This window comes from Streptomyces oryzae, from assembly GCF_017676365.1.
Taxonomy (GTDB): domain Bacteria; phylum Actinomycetota; class Actinomycetes; order Streptomycetales; family Streptomycetaceae; genus Streptomyces; species Streptomyces oryzae.
The window spans coordinates 16,360-42,029 of the sequence record NZ_JADKMA010000040.1 but is presented as its reverse complement, the minus strand read 5'-3'; the positions used below and the strand labels follow the sequence as shown (position 1 = coordinate 42,029).

General features: G+C 71.1%; 25 protein-coding genes and 1 pseudogene. 8 read left to right on the top strand and 18 right to left on the bottom strand.

The window, feature by feature from the left end:
* Window positions 1-89: 89 nt before the first annotated feature.
* Both ITI46_RS10650 and ITI46_RS10645 read right to left on the bottom strand, forming a co-directional pair.
* Entirely contained in the window at window positions 90-1,013 is a 924-nt protein-coding gene (locus ITI46_RS10650) for an NADP-dependent oxidoreductase (protein WP_209239215.1), read from the bottom strand.
* A 102-nt stretch (window positions 1,014-1,115) separates the two neighbouring features.
* On the bottom strand, window positions 1,116-1,616 hold the full coding sequence (locus ITI46_RS10645; RefSeq protein ID WP_209239214.1) for a MarR family winged helix-turn-helix transcriptional regulator: 501 nt from the start codon (window positions 1,614-1,616) through the stop codon (window positions 1,116-1,118).
* A 118-nt stretch (window positions 1,617-1,734) separates the two neighbouring features.
* Between ITI46_RS10645 and ITI46_RS10640 the strand changes: the two genes are divergently transcribed.
* Window positions 1,735-2,268, top strand: a complete 534-nt coding sequence (locus ITI46_RS10640; protein WP_209239213.1) for a hypothetical protein — start codon at window positions 1,735-1,737, stop codon at window positions 2,266-2,268.
* A gap of 90 nt (window positions 2,269-2,358) precedes the next feature.
* Entirely contained in the window at window positions 2,359-3,678 is a 1,320-nt protein-coding gene (locus ITI46_RS10635; RefSeq protein ID WP_209239212.1) for a cation:proton antiporter, read from the top strand.
* Here the strand turns inward: ITI46_RS10635 and ITI46_RS10630 are convergent.
* The 8 genes and pseudogenes from ITI46_RS10630 to ITI46_RS10595 form a co-directional block, all read right to left on the bottom strand.
* Window positions 3,675-4,046: a hypothetical protein gene (locus tag ITI46_RS10630; RefSeq protein WP_209239211.1), complete on the bottom strand. Its 372-nt coding sequence runs from the start codon at window positions 4,044-4,046 to the stop codon at window positions 3,675-3,677. The two genes, ITI46_RS10635 and ITI46_RS10630, sit on opposite strands and share 4 nt — an antisense overlap.
* A gap of 317 nt (window positions 4,047-4,363) precedes the next feature.
* Window positions 4,364-4,962, bottom strand: a pseudogene (locus ITI46_RS10625) (glycosyltransferase family 2 protein); the annotation flags it as partial.
* A gap of 37 nt (window positions 4,963-4,999) precedes the next feature.
* Window positions 5,000-5,866, bottom strand: a complete 867-nt coding sequence (locus ITI46_RS10620) for an LLM class flavin-dependent oxidoreductase (RefSeq protein ID WP_209239210.1) — start codon at window positions 5,864-5,866, stop codon at window positions 5,000-5,002.
* A 31-nt stretch (window positions 5,867-5,897) separates the two neighbouring features.
* Window positions 5,898-6,935 (bottom strand): methyltransferase, encoded by a 1,038-nt coding sequence (locus ITI46_RS10615; RefSeq protein WP_209239209.1) that lies wholly within the window; start codon window positions 6,933-6,935, stop codon window positions 5,898-5,900.
* Entirely contained in the window at window positions 6,932-8,467 is a 1,536-nt protein-coding gene (locus ITI46_RS10610) for a peptide MFS transporter (RefSeq protein ID WP_209239208.1), read from the bottom strand. Before ITI46_RS10610 ends, ITI46_RS10615 begins: the two co-directional genes overlap by 4 nt.
* Window positions 8,464-9,879: an NAD(P)/FAD-dependent oxidoreductase gene (locus ITI46_RS10605; protein ID WP_209239207.1), complete on the bottom strand. Its 1,416-nt coding sequence runs from the start codon at window positions 9,877-9,879 to the stop codon at window positions 8,464-8,466. Before ITI46_RS10605 ends, ITI46_RS10610 begins: the two co-directional genes overlap by 4 nt.
* A gap of 229 nt (window positions 9,880-10,108) precedes the next feature.
* The gene (locus ITI46_RS10600; protein WP_209239206.1) at window positions 10,109-11,311 is read right to left on the bottom strand and encodes an FAD-dependent oxidoreductase; all 1,203 of its coding nucleotides are present in this window, start codon (window positions 11,309-11,311) and stop codon (window positions 10,109-10,111) included.
* Between the two features lie 224 nt (window positions 11,312-11,535).
* The gene (locus tag ITI46_RS10595; protein WP_209239205.1) at window positions 11,536-13,158 is read right to left on the bottom strand and encodes a multicopper oxidase family protein; all 1,623 of its coding nucleotides are present in this window, start codon (window positions 13,156-13,158) and stop codon (window positions 11,536-11,538) included.
* A 188-nt stretch (window positions 13,159-13,346) separates the two neighbouring features.
* Between ITI46_RS10595 and ITI46_RS10590 the strand changes: the two genes are divergently transcribed.
* From ITI46_RS10590 to ITI46_RS10565, 6 genes are all read left to right on the top strand, one after another.
* Window positions 13,347-14,033, top strand: coding sequence for an SDR family NAD(P)-dependent oxidoreductase (locus ITI46_RS10590; RefSeq protein ID WP_209239204.1), 687 nt, complete (start codon window positions 13,347-13,349; stop codon window positions 14,031-14,033).
* Window positions 14,034-14,141: 108 nt separating this feature from the next.
* Entirely contained in the window at window positions 14,142-14,543 is a 402-nt protein-coding gene (locus ITI46_RS10585) for a VOC family protein (RefSeq protein ID WP_209239203.1), read from the top strand.
* 144 nt (window positions 14,544-14,687) lie between these two features.
* Window positions 14,688-15,137 (top strand): VOC family protein, encoded by a 450-nt coding sequence (locus ITI46_RS35475; protein ID WP_209239202.1) that lies wholly within the window; start codon window positions 14,688-14,690, stop codon window positions 15,135-15,137.
* 115 nt (window positions 15,138-15,252) lie between these two features.
* Complete coding sequence (locus tag ITI46_RS10575; RefSeq protein ID WP_307808121.1) at window positions 15,253-16,485, top strand: cytochrome P450; 1,233 nt, start codon at window positions 15,253-15,255, stop codon at window positions 16,483-16,485.
* 93 nt (window positions 16,486-16,578) lie between these two features.
* Complete coding sequence (locus ITI46_RS10570; RefSeq protein ID WP_209239201.1) at window positions 16,579-18,297, top strand: MFS transporter; 1,719 nt, start codon at window positions 16,579-16,581, stop codon at window positions 18,295-18,297.
* A 189-nt stretch (window positions 18,298-18,486) separates the two neighbouring features.
* Complete coding sequence (locus tag ITI46_RS10565; RefSeq protein ID WP_307808122.1) at window positions 18,487-19,563, top strand: tryptophan synthase subunit alpha; 1,077 nt, start codon at window positions 18,487-18,489, stop codon at window positions 19,561-19,563.
* Here ITI46_RS10565 and accC read toward each other — a convergent pair.
* The 8 genes from accC to ITI46_RS10525 form a co-directional block, all read right to left on the bottom strand.
* Window positions 19,523-20,878: an acetyl-CoA carboxylase biotin carboxylase subunit gene (gene accC / locus ITI46_RS10560; protein WP_209239199.1), complete on the bottom strand. Its 1,356-nt coding sequence runs from the start codon at window positions 20,876-20,878 to the stop codon at window positions 19,523-19,525. The two genes, ITI46_RS10565 and accC, sit on opposite strands and share 41 nt — an antisense overlap.
* Before the next feature lies 1 nt (window position 20,879).
* On the bottom strand, window positions 20,880-21,422 hold the full coding sequence (locus ITI46_RS10555) for an acetyl-CoA carboxylase biotin carboxyl carrier protein (protein WP_209239198.1): 543 nt from the start codon (window positions 21,420-21,422) through the stop codon (window positions 20,880-20,882).
* A gap of 180 nt (window positions 21,423-21,602) precedes the next feature.
* Window positions 21,603-23,273 (bottom strand): acetyl-CoA carboxylase carboxyl transferase subunit alpha, encoded by a 1,671-nt coding sequence (accA, locus tag ITI46_RS10550; protein ID WP_209239197.1) that lies wholly within the window; start codon window positions 23,271-23,273, stop codon window positions 21,603-21,605.
* Between the two features lie 31 nt (window positions 23,274-23,304).
* Window positions 23,305-23,616 (bottom strand): antibiotic biosynthesis monooxygenase family protein, encoded by a 312-nt coding sequence (locus tag ITI46_RS10545; protein ID WP_209239196.1) that lies wholly within the window; start codon window positions 23,614-23,616, stop codon window positions 23,305-23,307.
* Window positions 23,606-23,959, bottom strand: coding sequence for an antibiotic biosynthesis monooxygenase family protein (locus ITI46_RS10540; protein ID WP_307808120.1), 354 nt, complete (start codon window positions 23,957-23,959; stop codon window positions 23,606-23,608). Before ITI46_RS10540 ends, ITI46_RS10545 begins: the two co-directional genes overlap by 11 nt.
* Entirely contained in the window at window positions 23,956-24,708 is a 753-nt protein-coding gene (locus tag ITI46_RS10535) for an SDR family NAD(P)-dependent oxidoreductase (protein ID WP_209239195.1), read from the bottom strand. Before ITI46_RS10535 ends, ITI46_RS10540 begins: the two co-directional genes overlap by 4 nt.
* A gap of 25 nt (window positions 24,709-24,733) precedes the next feature.
* Window positions 24,734-25,195, bottom strand: coding sequence for an anthrone oxygenase family protein (locus ITI46_RS10530; protein WP_209239194.1), 462 nt, complete (start codon window positions 25,193-25,195; stop codon window positions 24,734-24,736).
* Window positions 25,192-25,668, bottom strand: a complete 477-nt coding sequence (locus ITI46_RS10525) for an SRPBCC family protein (RefSeq protein WP_209239193.1) — start codon at window positions 25,666-25,668, stop codon at window positions 25,192-25,194. Before ITI46_RS10525 ends, ITI46_RS10530 begins: the two co-directional genes overlap by 4 nt.
* Between the last annotated feature and the right edge of the window lie 2 nt (window positions 25,669-25,670).

Sequence of the window (25,670 nt, the reverse complement as noted above, 5' to 3'; positions counted from 1 at the left end):
GGGCTGCGCCCCGAAGGGGCGCGGGGAACTGCGCGACAAGCCACAACGCACCCCGCAGTCTGCAACGGCGAGCAAGGGGCAGCCCCTCGTCAGTTCTCCGTGGTGAGGACCAGCTTGGTGTCGAGCCCACCGGCTTCGCCGGCCGCGTGGGCCCGCGCCGCTTCCGTGAGGGGAAACGGCTCGTGCAGGGGCACGGTGAGGGTGCCGCGACGGTGGAGGGCGAGGGCCTGGTCGAGCGCGGGGCCGGTGCGCTGGGCCTCGCCGCTGGAGAACCGCACCCCGTGCGCCTCCGCGGCCCGCGGGTCGGCGAGGGTGAGCACCCTCCGCGCGCCACCGCTCGCCAGCGCGACGGACTCGCCCAGTACATCGGCGCCCGAGGTGTCCAGCACGGCGTCCACCCCGCGCGGGGCCACGGCCCGTACCCGTTCCGCCCAGCCCTCCCCGTAGCTGACGGGGACGGCACCCAGGTCGGCCAGCCGCTGGTGCACCCGCTCCGCCGCGGTACCCACCACATGCGCACCGCGGGCCACCGCGAACTGGACGGCGAGGTTCCCGACGGCGCCGCCCGCGCCGTGCACCAGCACGGTCTCTCCGGCGGCGACGCCCAGTTCGTCCAGTCCGCGGTATGCGGCCTCCGCGGCAACGGGAAGCCCTGCGGCACGGAAGACGTCCAGACCGTCCGGCCGTACCCGCAGCAGGGCGGTGTCGGCGATGAGGAGCGTGGCGTAGGCGTACTGGGCGCGGCCGAAGACCTCGTCGCCCGGCTCCAGACCGCTGACGCCGTCGCCCACCGCGTCGACGGTGCCCGCGAACTCCAGTCCGGGGATGTGCGGCAGCGGGACGGGCATGACGGCTGCCAGGTTGCCGCTGCGCAGCTTCCAGTCGAGCGGGTTGACGCCCGCGGCGCGTACGGCGACCCGCACCTGGTCCGGGTCGGGCTCAGGGATGTCGATGCCGGTGGGCTGGAGCACCTCGGGGCCGCCGTACGCGGCGAAGGCGATGGCCTGGGGCATGACGAACACCTGCTTCCTGCGCGGGAGGGGGCGTGGGCTCCGGTCCCCGCGTTCCCGGCACGCCCGTTCCCATGCGCGCGCACCCGGTGAGCCCGGCGCGGCTCACTCTTCGTGCCCGGTGTCCCGCAGCCGCCCGAGGTGCCGTTCCTGGATCTCGCGGCTGCGCCGGGCGAAGTCCAGGAGGAGCTCCAGTTCGGGCAGCGAGTAGCGCTCCAGGAGTGCGGCGCCGTCCTGCGCGAGAGGGCCGTAGAGCTCGTCGGCGCCGCGCCGGATCCCGGCGGTGGCGCGGACGACGGACTTGCGGCGGTCGTGCGCGTCGGGCTCGCGGGTGAGGTAGCCGAGCCGGGCCAGCCGGTCGAGCATCGCCGTGACGCTGCCCGTGGTCAGGCCGAGCGCGGCGCCCAGCTGGCTGGGGGTGGCGCTGTCGCGCTGGGTGAGGACGTCGAGGCAGTGCAGGTCGGTGCGGTTGATACCCAGCCGGTCCGCGGTGGCGGCGTCCACGGCGTCGGTCGCGCTCTGCAGGGCGCGGACCTCTTCGCCGAGCTGCCGGCGCAGCTCGGTCTCCTTCGGTTCCTGCGGCGGAGAGACCTGTTCACTTGACATACGAGTATCTCGACTCTCAAACTAATGACTACCCGGTTAGCTTGGCTGCCAAGATAGCCGGTTTCCAAGGCGTTGCCACTATCGGGTTGTTGCCCGGGTTCCAGGAAGGAACACTGCGATGAGCAACCAGCACACAGAGCACATGACCGACCTCCACCCCGAACGCGTCGAAGCCTTCTACACCAGTGTGAAACGGCTGGGCCACTGGACGCGGTCCCGCACCATCGACGTGCGCACCCGGCGCTCCTCCGTCCACCTCGACCTGCGCTCTGCGCAGCTGCCCGACGGCGAGATCGAGCTGCGGCTGCAGAGCGAACGGAGCATGATCAAGCTGCTGCTCCCCCAGGACGCGGTCCTCGATGAGCGGGAACTGGCCCTGGTCGGCCGGTGCAAGATCAAGGACCGCGAGCGGCATGTGGCACACGACGGCCGCGTCATCCGGCTGACGGGCACCCTGCAGCGCGGCGAGATCCGCGTCGCGCGGGGCGGGGTCGCCACGCTGAGCGCGATGTTCTCCCGCGAGTTCATCGAGGACTGCCGCACCGCGCACCGGGACGGCACCTGGCCGGTGCTGCCCGATCCCAGCGGCGTGTACGGGCGGCCGGAGGCGGAGCGGAAACAGCACAAGGCGGCCACGAGCCCGCCCCGGTAAGAGCTCGACGCCTCATCGAGTGCGCCCCCTTAACCTCTCCGCGGATCTCGCTTACCCGGTATGGGGGGCGCCGGAACAGGGGGCGGACCGATGACTCCGGAGCAAGTGCAGTCCTTCTTCATCGGGCTCGCCGCCATCCTGGCGGCGAGCCGGCTGCTGGGCGCCGCCGCGCGCAGGATCGGGCAGCCGCCCGTGGTCGGGGAACTGCTGGCCGGCGTGCTCGTCGGGCCCACTCTGTTCGACGGTGCGCTGGCCCGCTTCCTCTTCCCCGCCGACATCCGCCCGATGCTCTCCGCGCTGGCCGACCTCGGCCTGGTGCTGTTCATGTTCGTCGTCGGCTACGAGCTCGACCTGGGGCGGCTGCGCGGCAAGGAACGCGTCGCGGTGAGCGTGTCCCTGTGCTCCGTACTGGCGCCGCTCACCCTCGGCGGGCTGCTGGCGCTGTACCTCGCCGAGCAGCACGCCACCAGCAGCCGGACCGCTTTCGTGCTCTTCCTCGGCGCCGCCATGGCGGTCACCGCGTTCCCCGTACTCGCCCGGATCCTGGCCGACAGCGGGCTCGGCCGCACCAGGATCGGCGGCATCGCGCTGGCCAGTGCGGCACTGGACGACATCCTCGCCTGGTCGCTGCTGGCCGTCGTCGTCACCGTGGCGGGCGGGGGCGGCCAGTGGCGGATGCTGCTGGCGCCGGTGTACCTCGCCGCGATGCTGCTCGTCGTACGGCCCTGTCTGCGGCGGCTGTTCGCGGGGCGGCGCGGGGCCGCGCGTCGGGCCGGCTGGGAGGGGTGGATGCGCGAGCACGTGACCGCCGACCAGCTGATCGTGGTACTCGGCGGACTGCTGCTCTCCTCGCTGGCCACCGAGTGGATGGGCGCGCACTACGTCTTCGGCGCCTTCCTGTTCGGCGCCGTGATGCCGCGGGACACCTCGCGGCAGTTGCGGCTCCAGATCACCGACCGGCTGGAGTACGTGACCCGGCTGTTGCTGCTGCCCGCCTTCTTCGTCGTGGCCGGCCTCCAGGTCGACCTCTCCCATATGGGCACCCGCGAGCTGGGCGAGCTCGGGCTGATCCTGCTGACCGCGATCACCGGCAAGTTCGCCGGCGCGTACGTCGGCGCCCGGCTGAACCGGGTTCCGCGGGTGCAGAGCGGGGTGCTGGCCGCGCTGATGAACACGCGCGGCCTGACGGAGCTGGTCATTCTCACCGTAGGGCTCCAACTGGAGGTCATCGGGCCTGAGTTGTATGCGCTGATGGTGGTCATGGCGCTGGCGACCACCGCGATGACCGGCCCGCTGCTCTCCGTGCTGGGGCGCCGCCGCGGGGGCGCGGCTGCGCTGGGGAACTTCGCCTTTCCCGCGGAGCTCCGCGGGAGCGCCCCAGTTGCTCGGACTCCCTCCGGCAAGGGCTAGTGGGTGCCCCTGACTGCGGCTCCGTGCGGCACCGGGCTCCCGCCCACCAGGGGCAGGAAGCTCACCGGGCGGGCCGTCCACTCGAAGCGGGCCTCGCCGCACGAGACCGCGAAACCGAACGGCTCGCCGCGGGCCAGCTCCGACTCGGCCGCGCGCGGGTCCGCCGTCAGCCAGTCGAACGCGTACGCCTGTGCGGGACGGTCGAGGGTGGCTGCGATCACGCCGAGCCCGATACGCGCCCACCGCAAGGCGTGCTGCGGAGCAGCGACGGCGAGCGCTTGCAGCCGTTGCGGCGCCTCCGTGGTCCCGCCGTGCGCCCACCACTCGCACCAGTAACCGGTGGCGGCCGGTGCGGCCCCCGTCAGCACGGCTGCTGCGGCCGGACGCGGTCGGAGTCCCTCACATGCACGAACCCGCCTGCATCAGCGAGCGCCTGGCGCCGCCTACGCTCACTCTCGGTGCGCCGGGCCGGAGTCGGCGCCTTCAGGAGTTCACTCTCGATGCTGGTCATGCCCCCATGGTGTCGCCGTCGTCACACATGGTGAAGCGGCCAGTGGTGGGACAGCTACGCGTTGATCCGGCGTCAACTCCTGTGCCCCGTGCGGCTTATGCGACCAACGGCACACCGGTCACTTCACTGAACGCACACCCCGCGCCGTCGAGACCCGAGCTAGCCGCTTGGGGGACAGGGGGTGCGTACGCCTTCGGAGAAGCCGCCCCACCAGGCGCGGAGGCCGCCCCAGGAGCGGGTGCGGGCAAGGGTGAGGAGGGTCCAGGCGGCCAGTAAGGCGGGGACGAGCGGCGCGGGCAGGTGGCGTCGGGCCAGCCGCCGGTCTGCTCCAGCATCCGGGCCGAGAGGGCGTGTCCGCCGCCGAGGAAGGTGGTGACCGGTCCGCCGCGCATCGGGTCAGCGGCCCGCAGCCGGGGCACATGGCGGCGCTGTGTCCGCCCGCGCTCGTCGCAGATCCGGAAGCTGACGATGCCCAGCCGATCGTCCTGCTCGTAGCGGCGGGCAAGGCGGGTGAAGACATCGCGGCTGATCAGCAGGCCGTCATCGTCCAGGTCCACCACCACATCGACGTCCCCGAACTCCGCGAGGCGGGCGAGGGCCGCGTTCCGGCCCCCGGCCACGCCCAGGTTCTCCGGGAGTTCCAGGCCCGTCACCCCCTTGGGAAGTGACGGCTGCGGGGCGCCGTTTCCCACCACCACGACCCGCCGCGCGGACGTCTCCTGCGCGGCAACCGACTCCAGCAGCTCCAGCAGTTCGGCCGGCCGGTTGCCCATCGTCAGGATGGCGACGCCGATGCGCGGGCAGGCGGGGTCAGGAAAGAGCGGCCTCCGCCAGGAGGTCCAGTTGGGCGGGGGCTGCCGTGCAGGGGAAGACGAGGAGTTCGTCGCAGCCGGCCTCGGCGTACGCCGAGGCCGTCTCCCGCAGGGAGTCCGCGTCGGTGATGACGGCCTTGGCGGCCATCTCCGCCTTGGGGCCGATGAAGGCGTAGTAGGCGCGGAGGTAGTGCTCGGCGGTGGCGCGGGCGTCCGGGCCGAGGCAGGCGTAGACGAGGGCGACCAGGCGGGGGCTGTCGGTGCGGCCCTCGGTGTGCCAGGCGGTGCGGGCCTGTTGGGCCAGGTCGGCGTAGGCCGTGGCGGAGCTGCCGCCCGCGATCCAGCCGTCCGCGTGGCGGGCCGCGCGGCGCATGGCCGCGGGAGTGTGGCCGCCGACGATCAGTTCCGGGCCTGGCGGGGCGGGGCGGGGCCCGATGCCCGCGACGCCGGTGTCGGTCTCCTTGCCGTCCCAGATGGCGCGGAGTTCGGTGAGGATGGCGTCCAGGCGGCGGCCCCTGTTCCGGTAGGGCGCGCCGGTTGCCTGGAAGTCGTCCTCGCGGCCGCCCGCCGCAGCCCCGACGGTCAGCCGGCCGCCGGAGATCTGGTGCAGGGTGGCGAGTTGCTTGGCCAGCAGCGGGGTGCCGGGGCGGTAGGCGGCCAGCAGGATGCTGGTGGCGAGGCGGATGCGTTCCGTCACGGCCGCGGCCGCCGCGAGTGCCGTGAGGGGTTCGTAGCTGTCGTAGACGAGCCGGTCGAGTACGCCCAGCGTCGAGAAGCCGTGCTCCTCGGCGCGGGCCGCCCAGTGGACGAGCCGCCGCCCGTCGACGTCCGGCACGGTGGTGGGCAGGCCCACTCCGATCTCCACAGTCGGTCTCCTTACGCGGTGAGGGCTCGGCTCAGGCCGCCCGTTTGCGGGCGATCAGCAGGGTGTTGCCCAGCGGCAGCGGGTGGCTGGTCACGTCGGTGAAGCCGGCCTGCTCCATCCAGCCGGTGCAGTGGCCGGGGTGGTAGCCGGCGCCTGCCGGAGTCATCACCAGCATGTGCAGGCTGGCGATCAGCGAGGCCAGCTCCGGTTTGTCGCCGTTCATCGGGTCGTAGACGAGCAGCGCGCCGCCGTCGTGGACGGCCGCGTACGCCTTCTCGATGAGCGTGCGGCGCTCGTCCCGGGAGAAGTCGGCGAGGACGTGGCCGATGACGACGACATCGGCGGGCGGCAGTGGGTCCTGGAAGAAGTCACCCCCTGAGAAGGTGACGCTTTCCGACACCCCCAGGTCCTTGGTGTGCTCCGCGCACGGTTCGGCGTTCTGCGGACGGTCGAAGACGGTTGCCGTCAGCCCTGGGCGCTCACGGACGATGCGGGATGCGAGGTTGCCGCGGGCCCCGCCCACGTCGGTGAGGGTCGCGTACCCGGACCAGTCGAGCGCGTCCAGCAGGTGCGGGATCAGCGGCTGGCTGAGGGAGTCCTGCATGGCCAGGAACATCCGGCGGGCGTGCGGATCGCTGAGCATGGCCTCGAAGTCGCCCTCGGCCTGCGGCTTTCCGGTGCGCAGTGCCTCGGTGAGCCGGCCCCAGGCCGGGTAGAGGACGAAGCCCGCGCCCTCCAGGAAACCGCCCTGGTAGTCGGGGCCGCGCACCAGATGGCGCTGGGCCGCCTCGCTGTTGCGGTAGCGGCCGTACTGGCGCTCCAGCAGTCCGACGGCGGTCAGCGCGTCGAAGAAGTCGGACGCCGCCCGCGGGTGCAACCCCAGTGCGGCGCGCAGTTCCTCGGCCTCCGCGCTGCCGTCGGCCGTCTCGGCGAGCGCGGTGAACAGGCCCAGTTCGAGAGCGCTGAGCAGCAGCTTGGAGGCGGCGAAGCCGAGCCCGAGCTGGGCGAGGGACGAAGCTTCCGGGGAGTCGAGGGTGGTGGATTCCGGTGCCGGGGACAGGGAAGTCATGCGAGGTCACCTTCCTTGACGGTCGCGGGCGCGGCGTCGGCCTCCCCCTCCGGGGCCAGTCCGCGTGCCACGGTGTGCCGCCGCAGCGCGAGCGTGCCGCCGACGGTCAACGCCAGGACGGCCAGCAGCAGGTAGTACAGCGCCTCGGGGATGACGTCGATCAGCCGTACGAGACCGCTGCCCGCACCGCCGCCGAGCGCGGCGAACAGCCACAGCAGCCCGAGCATGTGCGCGATGAAGCGGCGCGGCAGCACATCGGCGACGGCGGCGATGCCCACGGCGGCGACGATCAGTTCGCCGCAGGCGTGCATCAGATAGACCACCAGCAGCCACAGCGGTGAGACCTTCTCGTCGCCGGAGGCGAGCCCTGCGGCGACCGCCATGATGAGGAAGCTGACGCCGGTCAGCAGCAGCCCGGCGGAGAACTTCGCCGGGACTCCGGCGCGTCCGCCGCCGTGCTTGAGCAGCAGCCAGGCGAACACCGGTGCCAGCACGAGGATGAACAGCGGCGTGGCCGACTGGAGCCAGCTGACCGGTACTTCGAAGCCGAGCACGTCCCGGTCGGTGGAGTGCTTGGCGAACAGCGTCAGGGACGAGCCGTCCTGGGCGATCAGCGACCAGAACAGCGTCGAGCCCAGGAAGATCCACAGGAACGAGCGCAGCCGCCTGCGGTCGCCAGGACCCAGCTCGCGGCTGCGGTAGAGCACGGTGTAGGCGATGACGGGCGCGATGATCGAGGCCATGCCGACCAGGGCGATACCGCTGCCGGCCGTCAGGGCGCCGGCCGCCGCCATACCGCCCAGCAGCAGCGCAAGCGCGCCCGCGACGGTTCCAGCGCGGCGTTTGACGCGGCGCGCGGCCTCCGCCTCCAGCGGCCGGCCAGGCTTCTCACCCACGCCCTGGAACTGCGGCTTGGCCAGTGCTACCTGGATGGTGCCGATGAGCATGGCAGTGCCGGAGACGCCGAAGCCGAGCCGCCAGTCGACGCGTTCGCCGAGGAACCCGGCGATCAGCGGCGAGGTGAGCGCGCTGACCTGGATGCCGACGTAGATCAGCGAGATGCCCGCCTCGCGGCGCCCGTTGTCCTTGAACATCAGGTTGAGCAGCGCCTGGTGGTTGGGCTTGTACAGGCCCATGCCGACTGCCAGCAGGACCAGCGCGAGCGGGGTGAGCCACAGCAGCGGCGTGGCCAGCGCGAAGTGCCCGGCCGTGGTGACGGCGGCGCCGAGCAGCAGCGTACGGCGGGGGCCGAGCAGCCGGTCGGCGATCCAGCCGCCGGGCAGGCACAGCATGAAGGCAAGCCCGATCCAGGCGCCGAACAGCGCGGCGGCGTCCGCCTTGGCGAGCCCCAGTCCGCCCTCGTCGCGGGGCGCGACGGCGAACAGCACGAGGATGGCCTGCATCCCGAAGAAGCCGAAGCGCTCCCACAGGTCGCTCATGAACAGGGTGCGGAACCAGTTGGGCCAGGGGCGCAGCGAGGCGGAGCCGCTGTCCTTCCCCGGCGCCGGAGGGGCGGAGTCGGCGGCGGTCACGCGGGGCCTCCTTCAGCGCCGGTGGCCTGCGTCCTGGCCAGGTGCAGATGCGGACGGAAGGAGAGGTAGAGCCCGCCGACGGCGTTCTGCTCGCTCATGGGGGCCTGCTTCTGCTCGTGGACTTTGTTGAGGTTGGCGAGCGGGTTGGGGTCACCGCTCTCGGCGCCGTTGAGGTGGGCGTGCACGCTCGCGTAGACGTCCTGCGCGTCCTCCATGTCGGCGATGCCGGTGATGATGCGGTCGAAGGCGTCCTGGAGGTTGAGGTTCTCGCGCTGCGAGGAGGTGAGCTTCTGGGCGTTGTAGAAGTGGTGCTCCTTGCCGCGGTAGCTCTCGTAGAAGACGGAGACCAGCACCAGCAGCCGCTCGTAGGCGTGCCGGTAGACGGTGTTGAAGAAGTTCCAGGCTTCGTCCTCCTCGACCTCGCCGCGGATGACGCTGCCGAGGGACGCGCTGGCCAGCATGGCGCTGTAGGTGGCCAGGTGGACGCCGGTGGACAGCAGCGGGTCGAGGAAGCAGGCGGCGTCGCCGCACATCAGATAGCCGGGGCGGCCGAAGTTCTCCGCCGTGTAGGAGTAGTCCTGCTCCACCTTCATGCCGCTGACCTGCTCGGCACCGCCCAGCAGCTTGGTGACGGCGGGGCACTCGGCCAGCACCTGGTCGTAGACCTCCTGGATGCCGCCGAGCCGGTTCCGCTTCTCGTTGAAGATGTCCCGTCCGGTGACCAGGCCGATGCTGGTGGTGCCGTCGTGCAGCGGGATGACCCAGAACCAGCCGTCGGGCGCCGAGCAGACGGCGATGGCGCCCTCGGGCCCGCGGTCCAGCGGCTTGACGTTCTTCCAGTACGACCAGGCAGCCACGTTGCGGAAGATCTCGTGGTACTGGCGGTTCTTCACATGCCGGGCCGCCATGACGCCGCCGCGCCCGGAGGCGTCGATGACGTAGTCGAAGGCGATGCGCCCGCTGGTGGACGGGTCCTTGGTGCCGGCCCACTGCGCGGCGACGGGGCGCTCGCCGTCGAACTCCAGCTCCTTGACGGTGATGTCCTCCACGACCTCGACGCCCAGCGACTCGGCGTGCCGCAGCAGCAGTTCGTCGAACTCGGAGCGGATCACCTGCCAGGCGTTGGTGCCGTCGTCGCCCAGGTTGTCGAACTTGACCTCCCACTCCTCCGGGCCCCAGAAGAAGTAGGCGCCGCCCTTGGGCTGGAAGCCGTGCGCCTCCACCTTGTCCCAGACTCCGAGCAGTTCCAGGATCGGCCGGCACGACGGGAGGATCGACTCGCCGATGTGGTAGCGGGGGAAGCGGTCACGCTCCAGCAGGGTGACCTCGAAGCCCTGCTTCGCCAGCAGTCCGGCCGCCGTGGACCCGGCAGGCCCGCCCCCGATGACGAGGATCTGGGTGGAACCACGCATGAACTTCTCCATTCGTCCTGGGTCCTGGACAGGTCGGGTGCAAGGCGCGGACCCTCCCGGGCACGGTGCGCCGGAGTGCCGGAGCGGCAGTGGAGACGGCCTCGAAACGGAACCGCCCGTACATACGCGGACAGGGGCGCGCCCCGGATCGGGCGCGCCCCTCGGTGGTCGCCGGCTCCCAGCCGCGGCCTGCGCTCAGAGGCCAGTAGCGCTCAGACGCCGACAGCGCTCAGACGCGGGCAGCCGTCACCGGCTCGTCCCACGGCACGCGGTAGGAGTAGACGGGCTCGGTGGCCTTGACGCCGAGCTTGAGGAAGAAGGGGAGCACCAGGTCGCGTACGGCGCGCTGGAAGCCGTTGGTCGCGGCCTTCTGGTTGCCGGTCTTGCGCCCCTCCTTGATGATCTTCTCGACGCGGCCCTTGCGGATCTCCTCGAACGCGGCGAAGGCCCGCTCGGGCGCGGGCAGGTCCCGCAGGCACTTGGCGAGCACGATGGCGTCCTCCATGGCCATGGAGGCGCCCTGTCCGACATGCGGCGAGGTGGCGTGCGCCGCGTCCCCCACCAGGCAGACCCGCCCCTTGTACCAGGTCGGCAGGGACGGCATGTCGTAGATCGGGTAGCCGAGGATCCCGGCCGGGGTGTCCTCGATGAGCTGCGGCACCGGAAAGTGGTCCTTGCGGTGCTTGGCCAGCAGTCGCCGCTGCCACTCCTCGTGGGTGACGGCCTCGATCTCGCCCCGCTCGGGCTCCCGGGCCTGGTGGTAGTTCTCGAACCAGTAGATCTCTCCCCCGGGCGTGGTCTGGTGACCGAAGAACCCGTCGAGGCAGAACGACATCCGCATGGTGCCGTCCTCGGGCGCGCCGTACTTGGAGCGGGTGTAGCCGGCGGTGCCGATGACACCGGTGTACGTCGGCTTGGGCGCGCCGGGCAGCACCGAGTACCGCGTCCTGGAGTGGATGCCGTCGCAGCCCACCATGAAGTCGCCCTCAGCGGTCGAGCCGTCACGGAAGCGCACGGTGACGCCGTCGCCGGTCTCGGTGACGCTCTCGAAGAACTTCCCGAACTCGATCCGGATGCCCCGCTCGACGGCGGCCTCGCGCAGCCCCTTGTTCAGCAGTCCGCGCTTGAGCAGCAGCGTCTCGGCCGGGTTCTCACCGAGCTGTTTCCCGCGGTGGTTGAGGAAGGCCGTGCTGGTGGTGGGCGATCCGTACTGCTCGACGTCCTCCCTGATCCCGAGGGTTTCCAGCACGGCGAGACCGTTGGGTGCGAGGTTGAGGAAGGCACCCACGTCGTCGCGCGGTGCCTCGCTCGCCTCGTGGATGACGGCTTCGACACCGATCCGCTGGAGGAAGAGCGCCAGCACCGGGCCGGCGATCCCGCAGCCGATGAGCAGCGCCCTGCGCGACGGTGCCGGCGCTTGTGGGTTACCCATGCGATTCCTCGCCTCTCGTCAAGCCGGGCAGCGGGGCTGCTGCCGCCGTGCCGGGAGCGTAGGCAAGGGCACTTGCGGACCACTCGAACGCCGGCGCCGTGGGGGCGTACTGTCCAAGCTTCGCCGGGCAGCCATTCAGGGGCGCGGGGAACTGCGCGACAAGCCACAAACGGCCCGCAGTCCGCGACGGCGGGCAAGAGGCAGCCCCTCACCGGAACAAGCCCTCAGTGGTGGCCCCCCGGAACGCGGCGCGGTGCCGAGCGCTCCGTTCCCGGCTTGACGACGGTGAACTGGCCCATCATTCCCTGGTCCTCATGCTTGAGCATGTGGCAGTGGAACATGTACGGGGTGGCCGGGTCGACGTACTCGGGGACCGGCACCGCCAGCCGTACCGTCTCCTGCGGGCGCAGATAGACGGTGTCCTTGAGGCCGCGCAGCCGCTCGGGGGTGGGCCGGCCGCCGTAGGAGACGACGCTGAAGCTGGTGCCGTGCACATGGAAGGAGTGCGGCAGACCGTCGATGCCCTGCACGTCCCACAGCTCGACGGCGCGCGCCGGCGCGACCTGGTCGATACGGTTCATGTCCATGGACCGCCCGTTGATCTGGATGCCGGACAGTTCGAAGCTCCGCCGCTTCGCGGAGTCGGGCGCCGCCACCGGCTCTGGCGCCCCGGACAGCTTCGCGGGCAGCTCGCCGGAGCCGCGGAGCTTCTCCGCGGCGCGGAACTGGATGAGGTCGAAGGTGTCCTCGCCGCCGTCCAGCCGCCCGTTGGGGAAGCCCACGCCGAGGTCCGGCGGGAAGCTGCGCAGCACCACCTTCTCGCCGGGCTCGAAGGGCACCACGATCTCGGCGCGCTCGGCGGGCGCGAGCTGGAGGCGGCGCACTGGCAGGGGCGCGGGCAGCAGGCCGCTCTCCTGGGCGACGAGGTGGAAGGAGCGGCCGTCGGTGAGACCGAGGTTGTAGACGCGGGCATTGGACCCGTTCAGCACGCGCAGCCGCACCAGCCGGGTGGTGACCTGCAGATGCGGGTTGGGAGTGCCGTTGACGAAGATGTTGTCGCCGAGAACGCCGAGGGAGCCGGCGCCGGCCAGTTCTTCCATGAAGGAGACGCCGCGCAGCGACAGCGAGCCGTCGTCGTGGAAGGCGCGGTCCTGGAGGATCAGCGGCACGTCGTCGACGCCGTAGGTGTGCGGCAGGCCGGAGCTTTCGGAGTGCTCGTCCTCGATGAGGAAGAGTCCGGCGATGCCGCGCGTGACGTGGTCGGCAGTCTGGCCGTGCGGGTGAGGGTGGTACCAGAGGGTCGCCGCCGGCTGGTCGAGGCGCCAGGTGGGCCGCCACTCCGCGCCGGGCGCCACGGCCTGGTGCGGACCGCCGTCGAACTCGGCGGGCAGATGCATGCCGTGCCAGTGCAGCGTGGTGGTCTCCGGCAGCGCGTTGCTGAACGCGACGGAGACGGTGTCCCCGCGCCGCGCGCGCAGCGTGGGGCCGAGGAACGGCCCGTTGATGCCCCAGGTGGGTGTCTTCTTGCCGGGGACGAGGGAGCTGGTGCCGGTGCGTGCCTTGAGGGTGAAGTGCCGCCTGCCGCGCTTGTCCTTCTCGGGTTCCAGCAGCCGGGGGATGGCCACTCGGTTGCGGAAGTCCAGCTCGCCGACGTTGGACAGCTTGCGGTCGCGGTAGACCATCGCGAAGGTGACGCCGTAGGCGCCACCGGTCAGCGCGCCCAGGCCCAGCAGTGAGCCCGCGGTGATCAGGATGCGGCGGCGGACGACCCGCTTCCGGCTGCGGGCGGGCGGCCCGTCCTGCGAGCCGGTGGGGTCGGGGGTCGCGCTGTGCGGCGGTCTGGTCATCGCTCCATCATGCCGGAGAGACCTCAACGCTCGTACGAATCCGGGCACTTGACACCCGTACGGTCGAGCGGGACTCCACCGGGACACGGCATGCTGCCGCCGCGGCCTGCGCGGGTCGGTCCGCGTACGCCGGCCAGGCACGGCACGCACGCACAGCACGTTCCGACAACAGGCGGGAGGGCGTTCCCATGGCGGAGGTGTCCAGGACTGCTCTGGTAACCGGCGGCAACCGCGGCATCGGCCACGCCGTGGCGGCGCTGCTGCACGCTCGGGGGCACCGTGTGATCGTCGCGTCGCGGAACGGCGCCGAGGCCCGGTCCGCCGCCGAGCGGCTCGGCGACGGGGCACGCGGCGTGGCGCTGGACGTCACAGACGCCGAAGCGGTGGACCGACTGCCGGCCAGGGTGGGCGAGATCGGCATCCTGGTCAACAATGCCGGGGTGCAGCTCGACTGGGGCGAGCAGCCCACGGGGATCGACCTGGCGCTGGTCGAGAGCACGCTGGAGGTCAACCTGCTGGGCGCGTGGCGGATGGCGCAGGCGTTGGTGCCGGACATGGTGCGCCGGGGGTGGGGACGGGTCGTCAACATCTCCAGCGGCACCGCGTCGTTCGCCCTGGGCCTGCCCGGCGCGTGCCCCGCCTACTCCGTCTCCAAGGCGTCCCTGAACGCGCTGACGGTGCTGCTCGCCCGGGAGACGGAGGGCACCGGTGTGCTGGTGAACGCGATCAACCCCGGGCTGGTGCGCTCCCGGATGCGGCCCGACGCCGAGCAGTCGCCGCAGGAGGCGGCCGGGCACATCGTCCGCGCTGCCACGCTGCCCGACGGCGGCCCCTCGGGCGCCTTCCTGCGGCGGGAGGCCGTCATCGACTGGTAGCGGCCGACGGCACCGCACCGGGGCCCCGACTGTCCCCCCAGACATCTTCGAGGGCCCATCACTACTCCTGGGGCGTCAGCGCATTCCAGCCCTGCGGAGGTACTCCCAGTGATCAATGGCGTGAACAAGATCTTCATCTTCGTGGACGACCAGCAGAAGGCCAAGGAGTTCTGGACCGGGACCATGGGCTTCGGGCTCCACCTCGACTCCGAGGAGTGCCCGGGCGCGGGGTGGGTGGAGGTGGTGACGCCGGACAAGCGGACCATCCTCATCCTGGCGCAGCGCCCCGAGGGCATGCCCAGCACGGCGGGGCAGCGCTCGCACACGGCGTTCTATGTGGACGACATCCACAAGACGGTCGCCGAACTCCGGTCGCGTGGCGTCGAGATCGCGAACGACATCACCGAGGAGCACTGGGGCCTGTCGGCGGACTTCAAGGACCCGCTGGGCACCCTGTTCAACATCGGTGAGCGCACCGCGGAGGTCCAGCCTCCGGCCCCGAACAACTGACAGAGCAGCTGTGCGCCGTTGTGGCGGAAGAGCCCCTTCCGTCACGGCGGCGCTCAGCCACACCGGGGAGCGTCCGGCCGGTCCCGGCGGACGCGATCCTCCCCGGGACACGGGCCCGTATTACACCCGCAGGAGGTATCCATCGTGCCAGGGGACGACACGGCTGCCGGCGCCGACAACGACATCAGGGCCGGCCAGCCGACCCTCTTCACCGGGGAGATCGAGGCGATGGCCGCCTTCTACCGGACCATCGGCTTCGTGGAGACCTACCGGTTCCCCACCAAGGAGGAACCGGTCTTCATCACGCTCAAGTGGAGCGCGTTCCATCTGACGCTGGCCGACGGGGCAGCCGTACGCGACTCGACCGGGCTGCCGGACATCGGAACGTCAGGCAGCCACCGGTTCGACATCACCGTCATCGTCGAGGACGTCGACAAAACCGTCGGCGCGCTCCGCGAGGCCGGAGCACCTGTCGTACTCGAGCCCCGCGACCAGCCCTGGGGGGACCGGCACGCCTATGTGACCGACCCTGAGGGCAACTACGTGCAGATCACCACGCACAGCAACCACGATTTCGGCTGGAGCGGCGTATGACCGGATCCGGTCGCGCTCGAGCCGGACTTGAGGCGCGGTTGGGATCCTGGCCGGTGCGTCCGGTCACATCGCTGCGACCTCCGCACGAAAGAACAGCCTTCGAAGGGAGCCAGCTGTGACCACGACAGGTCGGCAGCCGCCAGCGCAACAGCAGGAACAGCCGCCCCTCGCCTACCCGTTCGGCGAGCCCCCCCGCCTCGACCTGCACCGCGCCTACGCCAGGCTGCTCGCCGAGGCCCCGCTGACCCGGGTGACGATGCCGCACGGCGGCACCGCCTGGCTGGCGACGGGATACGAGGCGGTGCGCGAGGTGATGTCCTCGCCCGCCATCAGCCGTGCCGCGGCGGCGGAGAACCCGGCGATACCCCGGCTGATGCCCGAACCCCCGCCCGCCGGGACGATCATGACGCTCGATCCGCCCGAGCACTCCAGGCTGCGCCGCCTGGTCAGCAAAGCGTTCACGGCGCGCCGGGTTGAGGCCATGCGCCCGCGCATCCAGAAGGCCGTAGACGAACTGCTGGACGGCATGGTGGCGCACGGCGCTCCGGCCGATCTGGTGCGCCATCTGGCGGTTCCGCTGCCGGTGCGGGTCATCTGTGAGGTGATGGGTGTCCCGGTGGAGGACGAGAAGCACTTCCGCGCCTTCACCGAAGGAATCATGGGCACCACGGCCTTCGACTCGGACGAGGTCAAGGCCGCCATGGGCAACTTCTTCGGCTACTTCGCCCAACTGGTCGCCGAGCGCCGCACCAACCCCACCGACGACCTGCTCGGCGCGTTGGTGACCGCGCGGGACGACGACGACAAGCTGACCGAGCAGGAGCTGGTGTGGCTGGGCGTGGCGCTGCTCATCGGCGGCCACGAGACCACCCTGAACCAGATCACCAACTTCACCTACGTGCTGCTGCACAACCCCGCACGCGCTCAGGAACTGCGCGAGCACCCCGAGCTGTGGCCCAGGGCCGTCGAGGAGCTGCTGCGGTACGTACCCACCGGCGCGGGCTCGGCCTTCGCGAGCCTGGTGACCGAGGACACGGTGCTGCACGGGGTGCCGGTCGCCGCGGGCGAGGCGGTGATCGTCGACCTGGGTGCGGCGAACCGTGACCCGGCCGCCTTCGACCACCCCGATGAGCTGGACTTCCACCGGGAGCCCAACCACCATCTGGCGATGGGGCACGGCGCCCACTTCTGTCTCGGCGCCCAACTCGCCAGGATGGAACTGCACATCGCGCTCGGGACCCTCCTCAGCCGCTTCCCGGGGCTGCGGCTCGCGGTGGCGGAGGAGGAGCTCACCTGGCGTAGGGGATCGCTGATACGCGGCCTGGACGAGATGCCCGTCGCCTGGTGACCGATGCCGCCCGACGCCGGCAGCTCGCTCCGAGCCAGCCCCGGCCCCCGACCGCCCACAACCTCATAGCACCCACAGTGCGGAGTTGGAGAAATGACCACCACAGCGGAGAATACGGTGCCCCCGGAATCGGGGCCGTACCCCAAGCGCTGGCTGGCGCTCGGGGTCCTGCTCGCAGCGGCCTTCATGGACCTGCTGGACGTCACGATCGTCAACATCGCCTTACCCGACATCCGCAACGATCTGAGCGCCGGCTATGCGGCGTCCCAGTGGGTGGTGACGGCGTACACCCTCGCCTTCGGCCTCGGGCTGATCACGGGTGGCCGGATGGGGGACCGCTACGGACGCAAGCGGATCTTCCTGCTGGGCATCGGCCTGTTCACGCTCTCCTCGCTGCTGTGCGGTCTCGCGCCCAGCGTCGAGGTGCTGGTGACCGCGCGTGCGGTGCAGGGCATCGCCTCGGCGCTGATGGTGCCGCAGATCATGGCGACGGTTTACGCGATCTTCCCGGGCAACGAGCGCGGTGGCGCCAGCGGTGCCTACGGTGCCGTGACGGGACTGGCCGCGGTGGCCGGGCCGCTGCTGGGCGGCGTGTTCGTCGCCTATGACGTGCTGGGGCTGGGCTGGCGTGCGGTCTTCCTCGTCAACGTGCCGATCGGGGTGGCGGCGCTGTTCGCCGCCTCCGTCCTGGTGCCGGAGACCAAGTCGGACTTCCCGCTGCGGATGGACATTCTCGGTGTCGTCCTGGTCAGTGCCAGCCTGCTGCTCCTGCTGTACCCCCTGGTGCAGGGGCGTACCAGTGGCTGGCCCGCCTGGATGGTCATCGCGCTGATCGCCGCGCCGGTCGTCATGGTCGGCTATGCGCTGCACGCCCGCGCGAAGGAACGAAGGGACCACTCGTCGCTGGTGCCGCTGCGGCTGTTCGGACAGCCAGGGTTCAGCGCGGGCACCATTGTGCTGTTCGTCTTCGACGCCACGATGATCGGGTTCTTCCTGGCGATCTCGCTCACGCTCCAGATCGGGCTCGGCTACAGCGCCATGCGCACCGGTCTGCTGTTCCTGCCGTGGGCGATCGGCGCCGGCCTCACCTCCGGTGCCGCCGACGGTCTGGTCGGCAAGCTGGGACGGCATCTGCTGACCGCCGGTGCGCTGGTGATGGCCGCGGGCATGCTGTGGTTCTCGATGGCGCTGGAGCCGGGCGCGAGCTGGTACGAGCTGGCTCCGGGGCTGTTCCTCGCGGGCATCGGCATGGGCGGCGTGATCGGCCCGGCCTTCACCGTCGCCGGCGCCCATGTGGAGGGCCGGGACGCGGGGGCGGCCGCCGGATCGCTGAGCGCCGCCGTACAGCTCGGCAACGCGACAGGCGCCGCACTGCTGGGCGTCCTGCTGTTCACACCGCTCGCCAACGCCGCACCCGACGCGTATGACGGGCACGACAAGCAGTTGCGATCCGAACTGATCGCGGCCGGCACCCCGGCGGCCGAGGCGCGGGAGCTCTCCGGCGAGCTGCGCCCCTGCTTCCTCGACTACGCCAAGGAGGAGAACCCCGACAAGCAGCCTGCCAGTTGCGGCACGGCGTTCGCCAAGGCCGGCAGCGATCCCAAGGTGCAGCAGGCCGTGGACAAGGCGGTCGACGCCAGTCGCGCCGACATGTTCACCGACACCTTCGGGCGCTTCGTATGGTTCACGGTCAGCGGCCTCGTCGTCGTCGCGCTGCTCGCCCAGACGATGCCGCGCGAGGTGCGCGGCTACGAGAGCTGGGGCGAGGAGGGTGAGGGCGAGGAGAAGGACCGCGCGGAAGCCAAGAGCTGACGCCGCTCCTCACGTACGACCACCTCACCTGGCCAGACGCTCGGCTGGATGCCCCAGCCGAGCGTCTGGCGTGCCTACGACGCTGAGCGCCCGTCACGAAGCCCTCAACTGAGGGGCGACTTTCGGCCTGCTGATCGTTCGCGCTGTGTTTGCCGCTCCATCCGTCAACAGCGGTAAGTGCAGCACTGGATGGCCTTCTTTCGAGGGAGTCGAGAAGAGGGTGGCGCCACACCACCGACCTGCGCCATGATCCAGTCCTTGCGCCAACGGCGTTGCGGTTGGCGCGTTTTCGACTGTCCAAGTGACGGGGGCGCAGGTGAACGTCGATTGAAGCCTGGCATAGATACACACGACACAGCGGGTCACGGCGCGAGCTGCCCGACCGCGGCACTGTCCCGTTCGCCGGGTCAACAGCAGCCTGTCCTCGGAGCGTTCTCGTTGGCGGGGTTTCCAGATGAGCGCACAGGGGTGGAACTCCTCACCGCCTATGCGCGCAGCGGTGCGAGCCTGCTCGAAATCGGCGCTCCGGCGACAGACCCGTGGCTGGACGGCCCGACCATCGCCGCGGCCCATCGCCAGGCAGGACCGGGACACGGCATGGACGTCACGGTCGCCACGGTGCAGCAGGTGACGGCCGTCACCAGCACGCCCGTCATCACGATGAGCTACTGGGCCACCGTCCTGGCGTACGGCCCGCAGCGCACAATTCGCGATCTGGCTGCCGGCGGAGCTGCGGGGTGCTTCGTTCCCGACGTCCCCCCGGAAAGCGTCGCGGCGTGGACGGCCGAAGCCGCCCGTGCTGGAATCAGCGCTCCTCTACTGGCCGGCCGCGAGTCGTCGTCCGCCGAGCTGACCGCCACATGCCGGGCCGCCACAGGATTCCTCTACGCACCAGCGGCCGCCGGACAGCGCACGGGCTGTTCCGCGGAGCTGGACCTCGAAGGCCTCGCCTCCTTCGTCGCGTCACTGCGGCGTGCGGCTCCGGCAACTCCGGTCCTCGCCGGCATCGGGGTCTCCACTCCTGCCCTGGCCGCTTCCATCGTCCGTCGGACGGACGTGGCCGGGGTGGTGGTCGGCACTCCGCTGCTGCGCGCACTCGCCGAGGGCGGCCTGCGCGGAGCCGCCGTTCTGGTGGAGCAGTTCGCCGCCGCCCTCACTCGCCCGGGTTCACCGGCATCGGCACCGTCGCATGGGCGGGCGGCACCCGGGCCGGGCCCGGACGGATTCAGCCCTGGCGGTCATCCCGGCTGTCGAGGAACGAGGTGATGTGCTTGCCGGCCCTGAAGACCGGGTCGGCGACGATCTCGCGCAGCAGCGGGACGGTGGTGTGCACCCCGGGCCCGGCGATACGGAACTCGGCCAGTGCCCGGTCCATGCGGTCCAGCGCCTCGTCCCGTTCGGGTGCCCAGCAGATGACCTTCGCCAGCAGCGAGTCGTACTGCGGCGGCACCTTCCAGCCCGCCCGGCCATGGGTGTCCACCCGCACGAACGGGCCGCCCGGCGGGACGAATTCGTCCAGGGTGCCCGGCGCGGGCGCGAAGTCCCGTGCCGGGTCCTCCGCGTTGACCCGGCACTCGACGGCCACCCCGCGCGGCACCAGGTCCTCCTGGGTCATCCGCAGCGCCTCACCTGAGGCGACCCGGATCTGCTCGCGCACCAGATCGACCCCGTACACCGCCTCGGTGACCGGATGCTCCACCTGAATACGGCAGTTCATCTCCATGAAGGAGAAGCCCTCGTCGTGCACCAGGAACTCGAAGGTGCCCGCGCCGGTGTAGCCGATCGCGCGGGCGCCGCGCACCGCGGCGCGGGCCATGGCCGAGCGCAGTTGCGGATGCAGCCCCGGCCCCGGGCTCTCCTCGATCAGCTTCTGGTGCCGGCGCTGTACGGAGCAGTCCCGCTCGCCCAGGTGGAGCACGGTGCCGTGTCCGTCGGCGAGCACCTGCACCTCGATATGGCGGGCGCTGTCGCAGTACCGCTCCATGTAGACGCGGTTGTCGCCGAAGACGGCCTGCGCGGTCGCCCGGGTCTGCCGGTAGGCGGGCAGCAGGTCGGAGGTCTGCCGTACGACGGTCATCCCGCGGCCCCCGCCGCCGGCGGCCGCCTTGATGATCAGCGGGTAGCCGATCCTGGAGGCCAGATCGGACGCCTCGGCGGCGCTGTCCACCGTGCCGGGGCTGCCCGGCAGCACCGGCAGCCCCGCGTCCGTCATCAGCGACCTGGCCACCGCCTTGTCGCCGAGCCTGGCCAGCACTTCGGGGCGCGGCCCGATGAACGTCAGCCCGTTCTCCGCGCAGATCTCCGCGAAGTCCGGGTCCTCGGACAGGAATCCGTAGCCCGGATGGACGGCGTCGGCCCCGGTGCGCAGCGCCGCCTCGATCACGGCCGGCGCCGACAGATACGACTTGCGGGGTGCCCCCGGGCCGATCTGCACCGCGGCGTCCGCCGCGTGCACATGGCTGCTGTCCTTGTCGGCCGTCGAGTGCACCGCCACGGTGCGGATGCCCAGCTCGCGGCAGGTCCGCATCACCCGTATCGCGATCTCGCCCCGGTTGGCCACCAGCACGGTGCCGAAGCCCATCTCACGCCCCCTCGTCCTGGCTGCCGCCGGTGGCGTCGTCGGGGTCGATCAGCACCAGCGGCTCGCCGTACTCGACGGGCTCGCCGTCGCCGACCAGCACCTCGACCACCCGCCCTGGGCGGGTGGCCTCCAGCGGGTTCATCAGCTTCATCGCCTCGATGATGCCGAGCTGCTGACCCTGCTCCACGTGGTCGCCCGGCTGGACGAAGGGGGGTGCGCCGGGTGACGGGGCCGCGTAGAAGGTGCCGACGAGGGGCGCGCATTCGCGGTGCCCCTCGAGGATGTCGTCTCCGGCGCCCCCCGCGGCGCCGGTTCCGCCTTGCGGCTCCAGGACGACGGAGGACGGCTGGCCGCGGTCCTGTTCCCACTCGACCTCAACGCTTGCCGCGCCGAGTGCGATCCGGACCCTGCGGGGCTTGTCCGGACCCACCCGGACAACCTCCGCGATGCTGCGGCAGATGTCCGCGAGGGCCAGGCCGTTGTTGTCGTAGTCCAGCCCGGAAAATGTGTCGTCGGAGCCCTGTGTCTGGGTGAGCTCACTCATGAGTGCCTCTCGATCGGTAATGCGTACCCCGCATGGGTGCTGCGCTTGCCCACCCTGCGCCCCTGGCGCAGACTGCCCAAGCTTCGCGGGTTCCTTTTAAGGGGCGCGGGGAACTGCGCGCCAAGCCACAACGGACAGGCAGCCCGCAGCAAACGGACCGGGCCACCCCCTCCCCGGACCTCACGCGCCGTCCGCGAGTCCGAAGGACCGGAAACGGCGTCTCCGTGCGGTCACCGACTCCTGACCCGGCGCGGAGCGCAACTCCCGGAGGGCTGCCACAACAGCCCTCCGCACGGAGTCGCTCAGGGTGGCCGTATCCACATGACCGCCGCCCTCGGGCTCGGGGATCACCCCGTCCACCACGCCGAGCCTCAGCAAGGACGCCGCATCAAGTGCCAACTCATCGGCGGCGACAGCCGCCTCCGCGGCGTTCTTCCACAGGATGGCCGCGCAGCCCTCCGGACTGATCACCGAGTAGGTCGCATTCGCGCAGATCAGCACGCGGTCGGCGACGCCGAGCGCGAGCGCGCCTCCGCTGCCGCCCTCGCCGGTCACCACGGCGACCACCGGTACCGGCAGCGACCCCATCAGCCGCAGGTTCTCGGCGATGGCGCCGGACTGGCCGCTCTCCTCCGCGGTGAGCCCGGGGTAGGCGCCGGGGGTGTCGATCAAGGTGACGACGGGCAGGCCCAGCTTCGCCGCGAGCCGCATCAGCCTGGCCGCCTTGCGGTAGCCGGCGGGCGAGGGCATGCCGAAGTTGCGGGCCACCAACTCGGCGGTGGTGTGGCCCTTCTGGTGCCCGATGACCATCACGGGAAGCTCGTCCAGACAGCCGATCCCGCCGACGATCGCCGGGCACTCCTCGCCCGCGCGGTCGCCGTGCAGCTCGACGAAGCCGTCCAGCCAGAAGCCGATGTGCTCGAGGGTGGTGGGCCGGCCGGCCTCGCGGGCGAGCTGTACGCAGTCCCAGGCGGGCAGCTGGTCCAGCAGCTGGCTGTCCCGGACGACCGGATCCTCCTCGGCGCTGCCCCAGGCGGGTGCCGGCGTGTCCGAGACGGCCAGCAACCGCGCGAGCCTGGCCCGCAGTTCGCCGCGTTCCCACACGTCGTCCACCAGTCCGTGGGCGCGCAGGAATTCGGCGGTCTGGAAGCCGTCCGGCAGCTGCTGGCGGATGGTCTGCTCGATGACGCGCGGCCCGGCGAACCCCATCCGGGCGCCTGGCTCGGCGACCACCACGTCCGAGAGGGTCGCGAAGGAGGCGGCGACTCCGCCGTAGGTCGGATCGGTGACCAGGGTGACGGTCAGCAGCCCGGCCTCGTCCAGCTCGGCCAGCGCGTTGCTGGTCTTGGCCATCTGCATCAGCGACAGCGCCCCCTCCTGCATCCGCGCACCCCCTGAGGCGGTGACGAGCAGAAGAGGGGTGCGGTCCCGCAGCGCGTGCTCGGCGGCCGTGGTGACCGCCTCGCCCGCCGCGACGCCGAGGCTGCCGCCGAAGAAGCGGAAGTCCATCACGGCCGCGGTCAGCGGGCGCCCCTCGACGCGGCCCCGCACCGCGAGTACGGCGTCCTGCTGGCCGGTCCTGTGGCGGGCCTGCTGGAGCCGTTCGGCGTACGGACGCTGGTCCACGAAGTCGAGCGGGTTGTGCTGCGTGGAAGGTACGTCGAGGTACTGGACGCTGCCCTCGTCGAAGAGCTGGGCTATCCGCGCGGGTGCGTCCAGGCGGGCGTGTGCCCCGCACTCGGGGCACACGTGCAGCAGCCGCTTGTACCGCTTGCCGTAGACGAGGGAACGGCAGTTGGTGCACGAGACCCAGGAGGGGTGTTCCGTTGTCAGCGTTGCTGAGGTTGTCATGTCAGTCCCTTGGGTTCGCGGCGCGCGGCCGTCAGTAGGCGGCATCCACCTCGTAGATGCCGAACGGCACCGCCAGCCGCGTGTCCCGGTACGGGCGCAGCGGGGCGGTGTCGTCCTTGTGGGTGGCGCCCTCCTCCCACGCGCGGAAGGCCGCCATGCCGGACCAGCGGCTGACGACGACGAGCGCGGTGGGGTCGGCCGGTGAGCGCAGCAGCTCGTTGCCGAGCATGCCGGGCACCTGTGCCATCCGCTTGCTGACCTGGTGGTACGCCGCGCGCACCGCGGCCAGCTGCTCGTCGTCGTACGCCGCCTGGTGGACCAGTACGCGGACCTCAGCGGGCATCCGAGCCCTCCGAGCCCGCCTTGCCGGGTACGTGTGCGACGACCGTCATGGTGTTGAAGGAGCCCTGGGAGCGGTAGGGGTGCAGCCGCTCGCGGTGGGCGAGGTGGGCCTCGCTGGTCTCGAACTCGCGGAAGCCGGGCTCGTCCACCCAGTCGCTGACGATGTAGTAGGTGGACTCCTCGTCGGCGGACTTGGACAGCCACTGGCCCAGGCAGGCGGGGTGGCCGGTGACGGCCTCGGTGCTGCCGCGCCACACCTTCTCGAAGTCGGCCTCCATGCCGGGGTTGATCTGCATCCGCAGCAGCACCCGGAACTGGCCCTCTGTCCTGGCTTCGGTGGTCACGAGATCCCTCCGTCCACGCCGATGGTGGCGCCGGTGACATAGCGGGACAGGTCGCTGGCCAGCCACAGGATGGCGCCGGCGACCTCGTCGGGGGTGCCGAGCCGGCCCAGCGCGGTCTTGGCGCTGTACCGCTCGATCATGAGTTTCTGCTGGTCCTCGGGCATCTTGTGCAGGTTCTCCGTCTCGATGACGCCGAGCGCGACGACGTTGAAGCGGATGCCCTTGGCTCCGAACTCCTTGGCCAGCGAGCGGTTCAGGCCGACCAGTGCGGCCTTGGTGGCGGTGTAGTGGGAGCGCAGCGGGATGCCCGCCTCCACCGCCTTGGAGCCGATGCTGACGACGGACGAGCCCTCGCCCAGCAGCGGCAGCGCCGCCTGGATGACCAGGTGGACGCCGGTGAGGTTGGTGTCGACTATCCGCCGCCACTCCTCCAGCGGCAGCTCGGCGTAGGGGATGTGGCTGATGGCGCCCGCGTTGTTGACGACCAGGTCCAGCCGGCCCCAGCGGGTGCGGGCCTCGGCGATGAGGGCGCCGACGCTGTCCGGGTCCGAGACGTCGGCGCAGACCACGTGGTGGTCGCCGTCGGTCTCCTTGAGCGCTGCCTCCAGCGAGGCGACGGCCTCGCTCTCCTTCTGATAGCAGGTCAGCACATCGGCGCCGGCCTCGGCCAGGGCGAGCGCGATGCCCCGGCCCACTCCCCTGGTACCGCCGGTGACCAGGGCTTTCTTGCCCTTGAGGCCGAGATCCATAAGTTCCTCCGTAGCGGGTCGTATGTCACAGCAGCAGCGTGAGGGCCGCGCAGTTGACGAACAGGGCGAGCACGGTCAGCGCGCTGCGGCGCTGGTTCCAGGCGCCCCAGCGCCGGCGCGGGTCGTGGTCGGCGAAGTCCGCGGGCAGGTTGTCCGGGTCGAGGGTCTGCACCCACTTGTTGACCGGGACGTTCTTGGTGAGCGAGATGACGACGGTGGCCGCCGCCAGTACGGCACCCGCGACGAACAGGCCGCGGGCCACCGCGTGCGGGCTGACCGCCGCCAGCCAGATGTCCCCGGCCAGCGTGCCGAGCAGACAGATCGGCATGGCCGGGTCGTAGCGGGTGGCGAAGAACGCGTGCGCGTGCACGTACCGGTCGGCGGGCAGCACCGCCAGCAGCGGCCAGCCGCCGAGCTGGGTGCCGAACAGGACTCCGGCGGCCAGCCCGTTGAGCAGGACGACGAGCGGGGCGAGATACGCGATCACTGGGCCGCCGCTGCCTTCGCCGCTTTTTCGATCTTCTCCTTGATGAGCTTCATCTGGATGGCCGTGTTGCGGTTCAGATGCTCGGTCATGCCGTCGTCGGTGACCGGCGCGGCCTCCTTCATGTGGAAGTCCTGCACCCAGCGCATCTTCACGCCGTCGCCCTCGGGCAGATACTCCCAGTAGATGTTCATGTACTCGAACGGCCCGGTCTCCACCCGGTGGGCCCGCACCTGGCGTTTGGCGGGGTCGGGGACGCGCTTGGAGACCCAGCTCCAGGCGTTGCCGTCCTCGTCCGGGTGCATGGTGAGCCGGAAGACGATCTCCCGGCCGTGCTCCGAGTCGTTCTCCTCCAGCACCTCGACGGCCGCGTACTCGCTGAACAGGTTCGGCCAGGACTTCAGGTCGTTGGTCATGTCCCAGACCAGGTCCATCGGCGCGTCGATGACGATGCTGTTGTCGGTGTGGCCCGCCATGG

Coding starts and splice junctions, on each gene's coding strand:
- ITI46_RS10595 (WP_209239205.1), bottom strand. CDS start 13,158: ATGACCAGACCGCCGCACAGCGCGACCCCCGACCCCACCGGCTCGCAG.
- ITI46_RS10570 (WP_209239201.1), top strand. CDS start 16,579: ATGACCACCACAGCGGAGAATACGGTGCCCCCGGAATCGGGGCCGTAC.
- ITI46_RS10590 (WP_209239204.1), top strand. CDS start 13,347: ATGGCGGAGGTGTCCAGGACTGCTCTGGTAACCGGCGGCAACCGCGGC.
- ITI46_RS10600 (WP_209239206.1), bottom strand. CDS start 11,311: ATGGGTAACCCACAAGCGCCGGCACCGTCGCGCAGGGCGCTGCTCATC.
- ITI46_RS10525 (WP_209239193.1), bottom strand. CDS start 25,668: ATGGCGGGCCACACCGACAACAGCATCGTCATCGACGCGCCGATGGAC.
- ITI46_RS10565 (WP_307808122.1), top strand. CDS start 18,487: ATGGCCTTCTTTCGAGGGAGTCGAGAAGAGGGTGGCGCCACACCACCG.
- ITI46_RS10555 (WP_209239198.1), bottom strand. CDS start 21,422: ATGAGTGAGCTCACCCAGACACAGGGCTCCGACGACACATTTTCCGGG.
- ITI46_RS10650 (WP_209239215.1), bottom strand. CDS start 1,013: ATGCCCCAGGCCATCGCCTTCGCCGCGTACGGCGGCCCCGAGGTGCTC.
- accA (WP_209239197.1), bottom strand. CDS start 23,273: ATGACAACCTCAGCAACGCTGACAACGGAACACCCCTCCTGGGTCTCG.
- ITI46_RS10635 (WP_209239212.1), top strand. CDS start 2,359: ATGACTCCGGAGCAAGTGCAGTCCTTCTTCATCGGGCTCGCCGCCATC.
- ITI46_RS10640 (WP_209239213.1), top strand. CDS start 1,735: ATGAGCAACCAGCACACAGAGCACATGACCGACCTCCACCCCGAACGC.
- ITI46_RS10645 (WP_209239214.1), bottom strand. CDS start 1,616: ATGTCAAGTGAACAGGTCTCTCCGCCGCAGGAACCGAAGGAGACCGAG.
- ITI46_RS10615 (WP_209239209.1), bottom strand. CDS start 6,935: ATGACTTCCCTGTCCCCGGCACCGGAATCCACCACCCTCGACTCCCCG.
- accC (WP_209239199.1), bottom strand. CDS start 20,878: ATGGGCTTCGGCACCGTGCTGGTGGCCAACCGGGGCGAGATCGCGATA.
- ITI46_RS10605 (WP_209239207.1), bottom strand. CDS start 9,879: ATGCGTGGTTCCACCCAGATCCTCGTCATCGGGGGCGGGCCTGCCGGG.
- ITI46_RS10535 (WP_209239195.1), bottom strand. CDS start 24,708: ATGGATCTCGGCCTCAAGGGCAAGAAAGCCCTGGTCACCGGCGGTACC.
- ITI46_RS10545 (WP_209239196.1), bottom strand. CDS start 23,616: ATGCCCGCTGAGGTCCGCGTACTGGTCCACCAGGCGGCGTACGACGAC.